General features: G+C 36.8%; 14 protein-coding genes. 9 read left to right on the top strand and 5 right to left on the bottom strand.

The genetic code is table 11. The features are described from left to right. The first annotated feature begins 136 nt into the window (after nucleotides 1-136). The 5 genes from MKL33_RS03730 (at nucleotide 137) to MKL33_RS03710 (ending at nucleotide 6,526) form a co-directional block, all read left to right on the top strand. A complete protein-coding gene (locus MKL33_RS03730) occupies nucleotides 137-1,372 on the top strand; it encodes a lactonase family protein (protein ID WP_199112851.1) in 1,236 nt (411 codons plus the stop codon). Nucleotides 1,373-1,506: 134 nt separating this feature from the next. Beyond that, entirely contained in the window at nucleotides 1,507-1,869 is a 363-nt protein-coding gene (locus MKL33_RS03725; RefSeq protein WP_130118840.1) for a hypothetical protein, read from the top strand. 253 nt (nucleotides 1,870-2,122) lie between these two features. After that, on the top strand, nucleotides 2,123-4,762 hold the full coding sequence (locus MKL33_RS03720) for a bifunctional aconitate hydratase 2/2-methylisocitrate dehydratase (protein ID WP_005306651.1): 2,640 nt from the start codon (nucleotides 2,123-2,125) through the stop codon (nucleotides 4,760-4,762). Nucleotides 4,763-4,991: 229 nt separating this feature from the next. Beyond that, complete coding sequence (locus MKL33_RS03715; protein ID WP_005068573.1) at nucleotides 4,992-5,426, top strand: hypothetical protein; 435 nt, start codon at nucleotides 4,992-4,994, stop codon at nucleotides 5,424-5,426. A 116-nt stretch (nucleotides 5,427-5,542) separates the two neighbouring features. Then, nucleotides 5,543-6,526 carry an ion transporter gene (locus MKL33_RS03710; protein ID WP_270906476.1) on the top strand — a complete coding sequence of 328 codons (984 nt, stop codon included), beginning with the start codon at nucleotides 5,543-5,545 and terminating at the stop codon, nucleotides 6,524-6,526. 26 nt (nucleotides 6,527-6,552) lie between these two features. On the opposite strand, the gene MKL33_RS03705 is transcribed toward MKL33_RS03710, so the two are convergent. After that, on the bottom strand, nucleotides 6,553-7,752 hold the full coding sequence (locus MKL33_RS03705) for an MFS transporter (RefSeq protein WP_270906475.1): 1,200 nt from the start codon (nucleotides 7,750-7,752) through the stop codon (nucleotides 6,553-6,555). Nucleotides 7,753-7,965: 213 nt separating this feature from the next. Between MKL33_RS03705 and MKL33_RS03700 the strand changes: the two genes are divergently transcribed. Together MKL33_RS03700 and MKL33_RS03695 are read left to right on the top strand one after the other, a co-directional pair. Then, nucleotides 7,966-8,763, top strand: coding sequence for a DUF4198 domain-containing protein (locus tag MKL33_RS03700; RefSeq protein WP_032005499.1), 798 nt, complete (start codon nucleotides 7,966-7,968; stop codon nucleotides 8,761-8,763). Nucleotides 8,764-9,050: 287 nt separating this feature from the next. Then, nucleotides 9,051-9,971 (top strand): LysR family transcriptional regulator, encoded by a 921-nt coding sequence (locus MKL33_RS03695; RefSeq protein ID WP_002122195.1) that lies wholly within the window; start codon nucleotides 9,051-9,053, stop codon nucleotides 9,969-9,971. Nucleotides 9,972-10,031: 60 nt separating this feature from the next. On the opposite strand, the gene MKL33_RS03690 is transcribed toward MKL33_RS03695, so the two are convergent. Further along, entirely contained in the window at nucleotides 10,032-10,484 is a 453-nt protein-coding gene (locus MKL33_RS03690; RefSeq protein WP_017480868.1) for a DUF441 domain-containing protein, read from the bottom strand. 250 nt (nucleotides 10,485-10,734) lie between these two features. Between MKL33_RS03690 and MKL33_RS03685 the strand changes: the two genes are divergently transcribed. Both MKL33_RS03685 and MKL33_RS03680 read left to right on the top strand, forming a co-directional pair. Then, complete coding sequence (locus MKL33_RS03685; RefSeq protein WP_002122273.1) at nucleotides 10,735-10,953, top strand: hypothetical protein; 219 nt, start codon at nucleotides 10,735-10,737, stop codon at nucleotides 10,951-10,953. A 102-nt stretch (nucleotides 10,954-11,055) separates the two neighbouring features. After that, nucleotides 11,056-11,760: a pseudouridine synthase gene (locus MKL33_RS03680; RefSeq protein WP_141314501.1), complete on the top strand. Its 705-nt coding sequence runs from the start codon at nucleotides 11,056-11,058 to the stop codon at nucleotides 11,758-11,760. Here MKL33_RS03680 and MKL33_RS03675 read toward each other — a convergent pair. From MKL33_RS03675 to MKL33_RS03665, 3 genes are all read right to left on the bottom strand, one after another. Next, entirely contained in the window at nucleotides 11,753-12,196 is a 444-nt protein-coding gene (locus MKL33_RS03675) for a GNAT family N-acetyltransferase (protein WP_002122286.1), read from the bottom strand. The genes MKL33_RS03680 and MKL33_RS03675 overlap by 8 nt on opposite strands. A gap of 98 nt (nucleotides 12,197-12,294) precedes the next feature. Further along, a complete protein-coding gene (locus MKL33_RS03670) occupies nucleotides 12,295-12,603 on the bottom strand; it encodes a type II toxin-antitoxin system RelB/DinJ family antitoxin (protein WP_005068595.1) in 309 nt (102 codons plus the stop codon). Between the two features lie 110 nt (nucleotides 12,604-12,713). After that, nucleotides 12,714-13,622: a pseudouridine synthase gene (locus MKL33_RS03665; protein ID WP_270906474.1), complete on the bottom strand. Its 909-nt coding sequence runs from the start codon at nucleotides 13,620-13,622 to the stop codon at nucleotides 12,714-12,716. Between the last annotated feature and the right edge of the window lie 85 nt (nucleotides 13,623-13,707).

Raw genomic sequence — 13,707 nt, 5'->3', positions numbered from 1 at the left:
GGATAGGTATTGATTAAAGAAAATTCACTTGAAAATTGCTGTTTTATAAATTAGTTTTCAGAAACATTAAATGAAATTAGATTGATATACCTTGTTGATAAATGCAAATAAGGTGGGTTTTTTCAAGGATATAGTAGTGAATATAGATACTTATGTTGAAATTAAAAATGGCAAGGAAAACGATATCAACGTTAAATATCGTGGCCTAATTCAAAAATTAACAGCAACATTGTCATTGACGCTCTTGTCATTTGGATGGTGCTCCACCGTAAATGCTGCACAACAACAAATTGCTTTAGTAGGAACATGGACATCAATTCCTAATGCACCGCTTGCGCAAAAACCAAAACAAGCCAGTGAAGGTTTGTACCAGCTTCAAGTGAATAAGGATGGAACTTTAACTCCTGTTAAAGTGTTGAAAATGAAAAGTCCTTCTTGGATTGTGAAATCGAAAGATGGCCGTTTTGCTTATACCACAAATGAAGAAAACGAAGGTGCGGTGACTGCATTATCTATTCAAAACGGAAAGGTGGAAGTGTTGAACACAGTAGATAGTCATGGTGGACATCCAACACATGCAACAATCAGTTTAGATGGTAAATTCCTGTTTGTGTCGAACTATTCAGCGTTCGATAAAGGGCGAGGTGGTGTGGCTGTTTTACCAATTTTGTCAAACGGTCATTTAGGTGAAAAAGTACAAAATATTGTTTTTGAGGAAGGTTCTGGTCACGTCAAGGGCCGCCAAGAAAGTGGACATGCTCATTCCACAACTTTTAGTCCAGATGGTAAGTATTTATATGCCAGCGATCTTGGTAATGACAAAGTCTATGCATTCCGTTATAACCCGAACAAGGCTCAGCCACTCGAAGCGGACACCAACCGCGATGTGACTTTTACTCATGGTTCTGGCCCGCGCCATATGGTTTTTTCACCAAATGGAAAACATGCATATGTTACCGCAGAAATGCGAAGTGAGATTGTGACATTTAACGTGCAGGATGGCCATTTGAAAAAAGTGGCTGAGCTAAAACTGATCCATGAGGACAAAACACCTGAATTTAAGAGTGCGAGTGGAATTATTCTTAGCCCAAATGGTAAATATGTGATTGCTGCCAATCGAGGTGCAGACAACAAACTTTTAGTATTTAAAATCCAACAAAATGGATTGCTAGGTAAGCCAGTTGTTTATAAAGCGAATGGTATTGAACCACGTGCTTTCTCATTCGATGCATCTGGTAAATATCTATATGTAACCAATGTTTATAGTAATAATATAAGTTTATTCCGTTTTGATGAAAAAAATGGGACCTTAAAACCAGCTGGTGATGCAGCAAAAATATCAACACCTACGGATATCAAATTCTTTAATTAATCCAAATCATGAAACTGGCATTTCTAATGCTTAATATAAAAGACCGAGATTTTGTTATCTCGGTTTTTTATAGCAGTTTTGGCAAAAATGATGATTTTCCGTATGATATAGACAGCAATAATTAGTGTAGTGAAATGATGAAAAAGATTTTATTGATTGCAATGAGTTTGCTCTTTGTTGGTTGTTCGGAAAAGAAACCATTAACACCAGAAGAGCAGTGGCATGGCTTTTGTACTAGCGTAGGAAATGCTGCAAGAAGTATTGTTTTTGATCGTCAGCAAGCAATTGAAAAAACGCAGGCAGTTGAGCATGCAAATAAGATTGAAGATGAGATAACTAAAAAATTCATTCTTAATATTATTGAAAAAGTTTATGCGATTCCAAAAGAAGAACTGACAAAAGATCCTCAAACAATTCAAGAAAAAGTTAGAAAGCAAATGACGGATGAATGTTTGGCAACACCTCATGACAAAATGCCAAAATATAAATCATTCTAATTGTGGATGAGGTTATTGAATTTTCATCTGGCTGAAGCTCTTTTTGCTTAAAAATTACTCAATTTCGCCCAATGTGCTCATTCTTTAAACACAGGTATTTAGATACAAAATAATGGGCATCACGGAGAAACACCCCGCGCTCATTAACTTTTACCTTGAACTCTAGTAAACTTTTGTAGTCCATATTACTTGTGAAGCTTTTAAGAAAGCTGGAATTCGCAAGTAATTTTTCAAAAAAAGAGGAATGAACACCGTGCTAGAAGCTTACCGCCAACACGTTGAAGAACGTGCCGCACTCGGAGTCCCACCGAAGCCACTTGATGATGCTCAAACAGCTCAGCTTGTTGAACTATTAAAAAATCCACCAGCAGGCGAAGAAGCGTTCTTGGTTGATTTGCTTGAAAACCGTGTTCCTGCAGGTGTTGACCAAGCAGCTTACGTAAAGGCAGCGTTCTTGGCAGCGATTGCAAAAGGCGAAGCAACTTCACCACTCGTTTCTAAAGAACGTGCAGTTTACTTACTAGGCACAATGCTTGGTGGTTACAACGTAGCACCACTTGTTGAGCTTCTTGACGATGCTGAACTTGCAAACCTAGCTGCTGAAGCATTAAAGAAAACACTTCTTGTATTTGATGCATTCCATGACGTAGCAGATAAAGCAAAAGCTGGTAACGCTGCGGCTAAAGCTGTTTTACAATCTTGGGCAGAAGCAGAATGGTTCACTAGCCGTCCTGATGTTCCAGAAGAAATCAAAATCACTGTATTCAAAGTAACTGGTGAAACAAATACTGATGACTTGTCTCCAGCTCAAGATGCTTGGAGCCGTCCAGATATCCCATTACATGCAAATGCAATGTTGAAAAACGAGCGTGATGGTATCAACCCTGAAAAACCAGGTGAAGTTGGCCCATTAAGCCAAATCAAAGAACTCATCGCGAAAGGCAACCAAGTTGCTTATGTTGGTGACGTTGTTGGTACAGGTTCTTCTCGTAAATCTGCAACTAACTCTGTACTTTGGTTCTTCGGTGACGAACTTCCACACATTCCAAACAAAAAAGATGGTGGTGTGTGCTTAGGTTCTAAAATCGCTCCAATTTTCTTTAATACAATGGAAGATGCAGGTGCATTACCTGTAGAAATCGACGTTGCTAACATGAATATGGGCGACGAAGTTGTATTGAAAATTGACCACGCTGCTGCAAAAGTTACTGCTTTTAAAGATGGCGTACAAATTTCAGAAGCAGAACTTAAAACTCCAGTACTTTTAGACGAAGTACGTGCTGGTGGTCGTATTAATTTGATCATTGGTCGTGGTTTAACTGCTAAAGCGCGTGAAGAATTAGGTCTTGCACCTTCTACATTGTTCCGTACACCTGTACAACCTGCTGACACTGGCAAAGGCTTCACGCAAGCTCAGAAAATGGTTGGTCGTGCATGTGGTTTAGCTGAAGGTCAAGGTATCCGTCCAGGTACTTACTGTGAACCTAAGATGACTACAGTTGGTTCTCAAGATACAACTGGTCCAATGACTCGTGACGAGTTAAAAGACTTAGCTTGCTTGGGCTTCTCTGCTGACTTGGTAATGCAGTCTTTCTGTCACACTGCTGCGTATCCAAAACCAGTTGACGTAACAACTCACCATACATTACCTGACTTTATCATGAACCGTGGTGGTGTATCTTTACGTCCAGGTGACGGTATTATCCACTCTTGGTTAAACCGTATGTTACTTCCAGATACAGTTGGTACTGGTGGTGACTCACATACACGTTTCCCAATCGGTATTTCATTCCCAGCGGGTTCTGGTCTTGTTGCGTTCGCAGCTGCAACTGGTGTTATGCCACTTGACATGCCAGAGTCTGTACTTGTTAAGTTCAAAGGTAAAATGCAACCTGGTATCACTTTACGTGACCTTGTACATGCAATTCCTTACTACGCAATTCAAGCGGGTGACTTAACTGTAGAGAAGAAAGGTAAGAAAAACATCTTCTCTGGTCGTATCCTTGAGATTGATTTGTCAGAAATGGAAAATGACTTGACTGTTGAGCAAGCATTCGAACTTTCTGATGCTTCTGCTGAACGTTCTGCTGCTGGCTGTTCAATCACACTTTCTGAAGAGAAAGTTGCTGAATACTTGCGTTCTAACATCACCATGTTGAAGTGGATGATCGCAGAAGGTTATGGCGATGCTCGTACAATGGCGCGCCGTGCTGAAAACATGCAGAAGTGGTTAGACAACCCAAGCTTGTTAAAAGCTGATGCTGATGCAGAATACTTAAAAGTTTACGAAATCGATCTTGCTGACATCAAAGAACCAATTCTTTGCTGCCCGAACGATCCAGACGACGCGAAACTTCTTTCTGACGTTCAAGGCGACAAAATTGATGAAGTATTCATCGGTTCTTGTATGACGAACATCGGTCACTTCCGTGCAGCGGGTCAGTTACTTGATAAAGTACCTGGTGGTTCATTGTCTACTCGTTTATGGTTGGCTCCACCAACTCGTATGGACGAGCACCAATTAATGGAAGAAGGCTTGTATAACATCTATGGTCGTGCTGGTGCGCGTACAGAGATGCCAGGCTGTTCATTATGTATGGGTAACCAAGCACGTGTAGCGCCGAACACAACATGTGTATCGACTTCTACTCGTAACTTCCCGAACCGTTTAGGTCAAGGTGCAAACGTTTACTTAGCGTCTGCTGAGCTTGCATCTGTAGCTGCTGTTCTTGGTAAATTACCAAGCCCAGAAGAATATCAACAGTACGCGTCGCAAATCGACAGCGCTTCTGCTGACATCTACAAGTATTTAAACTTCGACAAGATGAGCGAATATACTAAAGAAGCTGATCAAGTTGATACTAAGAAAATCCAAGCTGCTCAATTGACTTAATATGTCGATTTAGTACAAAAAAGGAGCTGATTATTCAGCTCCTTTTTATTTTAAATGAGACTTTGTAGATTATTAGACTTAGAAAATAATAAATAGATCAAATTTTATTTAATGAAAATGTAAAAATAAATATTACTCTAGATATTAAATTGATTTTTGTTTTAAAATATTTGAACGAACTTAAAAATAATTAAAAAAAATATGAGTATTTTATATAGGGAACTTAAGAATGCTAAAGACAATTGTTGAATTTAAATTTGATGATTATCAATTATATGACCAAAAAACTTATGCTGATGAAGGTGGTATTTTAGTTCAAAAAACTGAAGATATTGCACAATATATTTTTAGTATATTAAAGAATAGATATCATTTAAATGTAGAGTTATACAGTGAAAGCTGGGGGTGGGAAATTGAGATTCCCTTAGCTGAAATAACGATGTATCTCGGAATTAGTGTTTATGAAGAATATAGTAATGGATTTGCAATTTTTATTTCTCCAAATACTCCGATTTTAAGAAAATTTCTATTTAGAAAAATTGATATTACTCATCATATTATGGTGTTGCAAAATTATATAAATATTATCTTAAAATCGCATCCAGGCATCTATGATGTGATGTGGTGGGAAGAGAATGAATTTCGATGTGTAGCCACGAATTGATGAAAAAATTTAAGGCTCAAATATTGGGGTAAGTAAAACAAAAATTGTTAGAGACGATATTGGTGAATAGAGGCGATGAGCTTACTATATCTACAATATTAAGTGGTCAGATCAATATGCATAATTCAGCTTGGAAGGGATTACGTAAGTTTTTTTATAATAATCTTCACAACCATGACTATGAAACGACGGTAAGTAAATGCATTAACTATTTTTTAGTTATTTTAATTATTGGTAACGTCGCTGCTGTTTTATTGGAAACAGTAAATGATTTGTACTCAAATTATCGTATTTGGTTTGACTACTTTGAGAATGTTTCAATCCTAATTTTTAGTATTGAGTATTTATTAAGGTTATGGAGTGTTGCAGATCGAGATACGACGCAATCCGCATGGAAAACCCGCTTGAATTGGATGAAAAGTGGAGAAGCAATTATTGATTTGATGGCAATTTTGCCAGCTTACCTGAATTTCTTTGTACGAATCGATCTTCGTATGCTTCGGATTTTACGTTTACTTCGTTTATTAAAATTAACGCGCTATTTCGTCTCACTACAAATATTGTTATGTGTGATTAAACGTGAGAAGGGATCTTTTCAAGCAGTTATCTTTATTTTAATTATCATGATTATTATGACTGCTTCTGGAATTTATGTGGTTGAAAACAAGGCTCAGCCAGAAGCTTTTAGTTCAATACCTCAATCTATGTGGTGGGCTGTGGTTACCTTAACTACAGTGGGGTATGGCGATGTCACTCCTGTAACTAGCCTAGGAAAGTTATTAGGGGCGCTTATTACTATTTTAGGTGTGGGTATTGCAGCATTGCCTGCTGGTATTTTGGCGTCTGGACTTGCAAATGAGCTTAATCAACGGAATCAGAGACTAGAGCAAGAGTTTCGTGAGCTACTTCAAGCACGAGGTATTGATATTTTACATGATGAAGTTGAAATTGAGCGGGTCCGTCAAAAAGTAGGATTGCCAAAAGAGCAAGCGCATAACCTGATTATTCAAATTATGCGTGAAAAAGTATTAGAGGAAGAAGAGTCCGTCCGAGAGAAAAAATGTTATTGCCCACACTGTGGTGGAAAGCTAACTGATTAGAAGTAATAAGTTAGCCTTTTCTTTAATTAAGCTTTTTTGCTGGCTTTTTCTACTGTAAATGCGATAAGTAAAATAACCAGACCGCCAAGGCTTAAAACAAAACCTACCCAGATTGGAGCGATCCAACCCATTTGGTGACTGAGTACCCAGCCCCCTAAAAATGCACCTAATGCATTGGCCATATTAAATGCAGAGTGGTTGAGTGAGGCAGCTAAAGTTTGGGCGTCACCTGCGACATCCATTAGACGAGTTTGTAATGCTCCACCTAACCCCATTACCGTGAGACCAATTAAAAATAAAGATGCGATGGCAGTATAGATATTACTCATTAAAAAACTAGCGACAACAAAAGCGATAGCTGAGCTAATTAATACACCTACTATAGTTTTGTTGAGATTTTTATCTGCAAGCCATCCTGCCGCTAAACCACCAATAACCATACCTATACCCCAGATAGCTAAAGCGATAGGAACGATTTGGATATTAACTTCTGTGTATTCGGTCAAAATTGGTGAGACATAGCTATAAACTGAAAACATGCCTCCAAAACCGATTGCACCCACTGCTAGTGTTAACCACATATTGATATTTTTAAGGCCAGCTAATTCAGTTTTTATACTGGCAGTAGCTTGAACTGGGATATTGGGTACAAAGAAGCCAACAGCAATTAAAGTGACGAAAGCAATAGTTGCTGAAAACTCAAAACCTGCTCTCCAGCCAAAGTTTTGACCTAACCAAGTTGCTAAAGGAACACCAATGACAGTTGCGACTGTAAGCCCCATCATCATTTGGGCGACTGCAGAAGCTCTTCTTGACGGACCCGCTAGTTCAGCTGCAACTAACGCACCGACTCCAAAATATGCTCCGTGTGGTAAACCTGCAATGAAACGTGAGATTAAAACAGTTTCAGGTGTATGAGCTAAAGCAGTACAGGCATTCGCAACACCATAAAACAGCATTAAGCCGAGCAATAAAGTTTTTCTAGGTACTTTGGCTCCGAGAATAGCGATGATAGGAGCACCAATAACTACACCCAATGCATAAGCACTAATAAAGTGACCAGCTTCAGGTACTGTAATATTTAAATTATTTGCAATTTCCTGAATCAGTCCCATTGCGACGAATTCAGTGGTTCCAATACAAAAACCACCTACAGCGAGTGAGAAAATTGCTAAAAAGAGAGAGTAATGTTGAGGTGTGGAAAGAGGAGATTGCGGGGACGCCATAATAAGTTAAAGCAAGACTCAAAAAGAGAAGTATAAGGGAAAAGAGAACAGAATAATAAAAAACTAAAATATTGAGAGAAAGATTACGTATTTCTTTTTAAAGTAAAATTAAATTTATTAATGATAATAAGAATTATTTTTATTTGTGTATACTGTATCCGCTTATATTTTGTCTGAAATTTTTAACTTTGCGTATAACAGGATTTTGTAATAATGAATAGATTTCTAATGACGTCACTTGCATTGATATGTACAACAGGCTTTGCTCATGAACCTTATGTAGCTCCTGTAGCTTATAAAACTGAACAGACTCAAGTACCCGTAATTGCTGGTTATGCGGAAGAAGCATTAAATAGTGAATATGCTTTAAAGGATGCTAAGCTTACTGTAATTACACCTAAAAATGAGCTTAAAACCATCAATTCAGAAGCCCTGCATAAGTCTGCTACTGTTTTTGATGTAGATCTACCTGAAGAAGGCACATACATTGTTCAAACTCAGGCAAGTTATCCTTTGAAATATGTATACGACCAAAAAGCATGGCATTTATTTTTTGATATGCCAGCTGATAAAGCTCCACCGAAAGCAGAACGTGAATATTTGATTCCGACTGACCTTAAAACAAAAACAATTAAAACAGAACAAGTGACACGTGAGTGGATATTGCAGAGTTATCTTTCTAAAGGAAAAGTTTCAGATATTCAACTTCCGAATACACCGATTAAAGTTAGTTTCTCTGTACATCCTAACCAGATTAAAGCTGTTCAACCTGTTAAATTAACCATAACTGAAAAAGGACATCCTTTAGCTTATGCTGAAGTGAATTTAAGAGAAAAGGGTGCAACTGACAAGCAAGCGCAGCAGTTTAAGGCGGGAGGCAACGGTCAAGTCGAACTTACGTTTCCAAAAGTTGGAGAGTACCTAGTAGAAGTAACAGCTCCTCTAAATTTGAAATTAAAACCTAAAGATCAGAGCTATACGATTATTAGCTTAAATGTTTTAGCGCAATAGTTTTTAGTGTTTTAAAAAATAGGTCTTTATTAGGCCTATTTTTAGTTTTCATATTCTTACTCATTAAAAAAACTTCATTAAAACGTTTAATTTCACTTTAGTTTCAGAGGAAACAAAAATTCATTGCAAGTAAAAGATAATGAAATAAAATTCATGTTGAGACAAACTAACTAATTTTATGTTAAAGTGAATAAAATTCATTAATAAAGATTTGTCGAAAGTTTTATGGAAAAGCAAAGATGAGCTTTATCCATTTATAGATAAATCTGTTTTTTAGGCTTGGGCCCATGTTAGAAATACGCCACCTTAAAACTTTAGTTGCTTTACGTGAGCATGGTTCATTAGTTTCCGCAGCTAATGACCTTTGTTTGACGCCATCTGCTATTTCCCATCAATTAAAAGAATTAGATCATTGGTACGGGGTGGAAGTAGTTAATCGTCGAAGTAGACCTGTTAGTTTTTCTAATGTTGGACAGCGCTTATTAAAATTGGCTGATGATGTTTTACCACAAATCCAGATTACACATAGTGATATCACACGCATTGTGCATGGACAGACAGGTAGAATTATTTTTTCATCGGAATGCCATAGTTGCTTTGACTGGTTAATGCCTTTATTAAATCAGTATCGCCAGCAATATCCTGACGTCGATTTAGACTTTGCATCAGGTTTTGAAGCCAATCCGCATGAACTCTTACAAAATGCAGAATTTGATTTACTGATTACAGCTGACCCAATCGCGTTAAAAGGAATTGAGTATTTTCCGATTTTTGAATATGAGTCACGGTTAGTCTTATCAAATACTCACCCTTTGGTGCGGGCTGAAAATATTACAGTTCAAGAGTTGGCCGAAGAAGTTTTAATTACTTATCCGGTTGATAAGCACCGTTTAGATATTATGTCTAAACTTTTCATCCCCGCGAATATTCAGCCTAAACAAATACGGACAACAGATTTAACTCAAATGCTTATTCAACTCGTTGCAAGTGGACGAGGTATTGCTGCTTTACCTGATTGGGTAGTCAATGAATATGAACAAAAGGGATGGGTTACTAGTCGTCGTTTAGATTGTGTTTCTCCTACAGGTTTAAGACGAACTTTATATGCAGGCTACCGAACTGAAGAAAAAGAGAAAAGTTATTTTGAAGGCTTTTTAAAGCAGTTGGAAAAGTTCTCTTTAAAACGAAACGCCTATTATTCTGGCTAAAAAATAATTTAGCCTAAGTCTTAAAAAGGTGCTTTATTGCACCTTTTTCATGTTGATTTTTTATTTGCCAATAAATAAAGAGAGTAAGCCTGCTGCAATTAGAGGACCGACTGGTACACCACGGAGTAAGGCGACGCCAGCAACTGTACCAATGAGTAAACCTGCAACCACGTCAGGTTGGCTCGACATTAGTTTTACTCCGCGACCACCTAGCCAGGCGACTAACAGGCCAATTGCGATAGCCATAATAGACTTAACACTAATAAAGGATTTTAAAATACTCTCTCCACTGAGTTTCCCACTGGCAATTGGAGTGAGTACGCCAATGGTTAAAATAAGAATTCCTAAATTAAGACCATGAGCTTGAATATAAGGGAAAAACTCATTTAATGGTGTGATTTTAACGACAATCAATACACCTGCTGCAATAGTTACAGCTGCATTTTGACTTAATAAGCCGCAGACAAGCAGAACGAGTAGAACAACTAAATTAACATCAAATTGGGCAAGCATGGCGAACGGAGGGCGTTATAAATAAATGGAATTGTATAATATTTAAGAGTTGGAATGTGAAAGCTTTAAAAGATACAGCTGATTTCAGCTCTTCTTAATTAAAAATTGAGTGTATATCTCTCAATGATAAGGAGTTTTAATTTTTGGTTACGCTTGGACACAATGTTATATAAATTAACAAGTTAAAAATTATAGTGTTTAAAAATTATGATATAAAAATAATCATTACTCATGAGTACGGGATATTTTTATGGACATTATAGATATCAAGATCAAAGATCAGTTTGATAAGATTCATGATGCAAAAGCACAACTAAAGAAAAATTTAGTGGAACATGAAAATGAATCTTTAAAACTAAGCCAACGTATTGAGCATATTATTGTTGATAATGAAATTATTTTGCCTACTACAGAATTATTATTTGAAAGCGAACAGAACGAAAATATTTATCGAGTCGTTGAAGAGTAAGGTTGCGAGCTAGTTCAAGTAGATGAAAACAGTAGCGAGTAGTGTTTAGTAAAAAATGGAAACTACGTTAAAATAACAGCTTAGTTCTAATGAGAAAACTTCATGCTGCTGGAAAAAATTTTACAATCACAAGGGTTTGGTTCTCGTAAATATTGTCAGCAGTTAATAAAAAACGGATCTGTAAGTATTGATGGAGAGGTTGTAAGTGACCTTAAAAAGCAATTCTCTCCAGAAAATTTAGAATTTTCTCTTTTTGGGGAAACTTATCAATATCGAGAAAAAGTTTATCTTGCGCTAAAAAAACCGAAAGGTTTTGAATGTTCACACCAACCTCACCATCATCAAAGCGTGTTTAGCCTTTTACCGGAAATCATGATTCAACGTGGTGTGCAAGCCATTGGCCGTCTAGATCAAGATACAACTGGCTTACTTTTGCTTACCGATGATGGTAAATATCTTCAAGCTTTAACTCATCCCCGTAAGCATGTTCCAAAGGTTTATCATGTTACGACCATAGATCCGGTTACACCTGAGCAAATTGAAATGCTGAGCCAAGGTGTGAGCCTACATCAAGAAAAAGGCGTTTTCGCTGCAACGGATGTAGCGATATTAGAAACGCATCAATTAACCATGACGATTCATCAAGGTGTTTATCATCAAGTAAAAAGAATGATTGCAGCTGTAGGAAATAAGGTAGAAGCATTACATCGCCATCAAATCGGGCAATTGGTTTTGCCTGAACTTGAAGATGGTGAATGGGTTTATTTATCTGAACAACAAAAACAGCTCGCTCAAAATATCATTTGAGAAAACAATGAAAAGTTTGGAACTCACTATCGCGAATGAATCCCATTTGTTCATATAAACGATGAGATTCATGGTTGTTACTTTGAGTTTCTAAACTAATCCGCAAAGCATTTTCTTGTTTTGCAAATAAGATTGCTGTATCGATTAGCTGTTTAGCAGAACCTTGACGACGAAAAACGGGCGTAACATATACATCATCTAAGATATAGTAAGTTGAACAAGCAACTGAAGAAAAACCTAAATAGAGTAAAATAAAACCCGTAATTTTATCGTCTTTAATATGAATGAAGAACACACTTTCTCTATTCTCAAAACGTTGTTTTAGAAAGTGAAGTGATTCATTAAAATTAGAAGAGGCCCCATAAAATTGGCGATATTCATCAAATAAAACGGCGAGTTGCTCTAAATCTTCAAAAGTCGCTCGTCTAACGATCATTTGGCACTCCTTGTAACTTATCATTATGTTTTTACAAAGAGAGCATAACGAAAAAAAGAGCTTTTTGACGTTAAAACTTGTTTATAAATGCAACAGTGTTAAGTTTTGTCGCTTTCACCAAGAAGTGCATTCAACTCTTCAAATAAATCTTCATGGTCATCATCTTCAGCTATAGTTGATGAGTTTTGGTTTAATGAAGATGCTTTTGCTTTTCTCAGTTTTAATAATTGTTCCATATTAATATTCTGATTTTCGATCGCAAAAGGAATAGATTTAGTTAATACGACCTGTTTAAAAAAAAGTCGTACTGCTTGGGCAGGGGTAATTCCCAGTTGTTTAAAAACAGCAAAAGCCTGCTTTTTTTCTTGGGAGTCAAGTCGAACCTGATAAACTTCTGTTTTTCGCATGAATAACAAAACCAAATGATTTTAATTTTTAGGAATTTATTTTAAACCATCGCAATGTAATTTCAATGCTTTTTGGCATAAAAAATAATCTTTTTGTCATTACGGTTACATTACAATGTCAATTCAAACTCGGAATTAAAAGACATTCCCTCTTTTGTGAGGGGGTCTGTAAATGAAATATGCTTAGCCAGAAGCTGTAATGGTTCTGAAAAATCATCTTCAGCTTTGTGCTGAACTACGGGATAAAATGGATCATTTTTAATCGGAATTTCTAAATAATTAAGATGCACGCGAAGTTGATGCTGTTTCCCCGTTGTAGGAGTTAAACGATATTTTGCCCAAATCTGGTTGTGCTCTATAAGCTCAATATAAGTCTGGGTATTGGCTTTCGTATTTTCTATAACCTGCATCGTATAAAAAGGATGACCTTTATCTAAATGCAAATGTAATGTCTGAGGAAAATTTAAATCTTTTTTATAAGGTGCAATAGCGTAATAAATTTTATTGACTTGGCGCTCGGCAAATAATTGTTGATAAATACCACGCGACTCAACCCGCTTGCAAAATAGAACAACACCCGCGGTTTCGCGGTCTAAGCGATGAATAGGGGTTAAAAATTCATTGCCAGTTTGTTTTTTTAGCCGCACTAAAAGAGTTTCTTGAACATATTGTCCTGTCGGGCTAATTGTTAAAAAATGTGGTTTATCGACCACTAATAAATCATCATTCTCAAATAAAATCCGATGTTCAAATGGAACGTGGACTTCATAAGCAAGAAATCGATAATAAAAAATATGCGTATTACTTTGGTATGGACTATCTAATGTTAGTTTTTGTCCATTTGCTGCATATATAAGACCGTCTTGAAATCTTTGTTCCCATTCTTCAGTTTTAATATGTGAAAAGTGACCACAGAGATACTCATAAATCGTTTGGGCATCTGTTTGCATAGGAAGATAGACTTGACTCGCACTTACTCCATCAATCATGGGCGGCAGAAATTCGTTTGGACTAGACATAAGAAAGTGTGAATATTTAAGAAAATTGATATAAAAAAAAGCCAACTTCTAGGGCTTAAGTAGGCTTTTAAGGCAGGGCAATGTT

The sequence above is a fragment of the Acinetobacter sp. AOR43_HL genome, assembly GCF_027854635.1.
GTDB classification, from domain to species: Bacteria; Pseudomonadota; Gammaproteobacteria; order Pseudomonadales; family Moraxellaceae; genus Acinetobacter; species Acinetobacter pittii.
Note: the sequence above shows the minus strand (reverse complement) of the source record. Positions and strands in the feature narration are given on the sequence as shown.

Coding starts and splice junctions, on each gene's coding strand:
- MKL33_RS03725 (WP_130118840.1), top strand. CDS start 1,507: ATGATGAAAAAGATTTTATTGATTGCAATGAGTTTGCTCTTTGTTGGT.
- MKL33_RS03715 (WP_005068573.1), top strand. CDS start 4,992: ATGCTAAAGACAATTGTTGAATTTAAATTTGATGATTATCAATTATAT.
- MKL33_RS03710 (WP_270906476.1), top strand. CDS start 5,543: ATGCATAATTCAGCTTGGAAGGGATTACGTAAGTTTTTTTATAATAAT.
- MKL33_RS03705 (WP_270906475.1), bottom strand. CDS start 7,752: ATGGCGTCCCCGCAATCTCCTCTTTCCACACCTCAACATTACTCTCTC.
- MKL33_RS03700 (WP_032005499.1), top strand. CDS start 7,966: ATGAATAGATTTCTAATGACGTCACTTGCATTGATATGTACAACAGGC.
- MKL33_RS03695 (WP_002122195.1), top strand. CDS start 9,051: ATGTTAGAAATACGCCACCTTAAAACTTTAGTTGCTTTACGTGAGCAT.
- MKL33_RS03690 (WP_017480868.1), bottom strand. CDS start 10,484: ATGCTTGCCCAATTTGATGTTAATTTAGTTGTTCTACTCGTTCTGCTT.
- MKL33_RS03685 (WP_002122273.1), top strand. CDS start 10,735: ATGGACATTATAGATATCAAGATCAAAGATCAGTTTGATAAGATTCAT.
- MKL33_RS03680 (WP_141314501.1), top strand. CDS start 11,056: ATGCTGCTGGAAAAAATTTTACAATCACAAGGGTTTGGTTCTCGTAAA.
- MKL33_RS03675 (WP_002122286.1), bottom strand. CDS start 12,196: ATGATCGTTAGACGAGCGACTTTTGAAGATTTAGAGCAACTCGCCGTT.
- MKL33_RS03670 (WP_005068595.1), bottom strand. CDS start 12,603: ATGCGAAAAACAGAAGTTTATCAGGTTCGACTTGACTCCCAAGAAAAA.
- MKL33_RS03665 (WP_270906474.1), bottom strand. CDS start 13,622: ATGTCTAGTCCAAACGAATTTCTGCCGCCCATGATTGATGGAGTAAGT.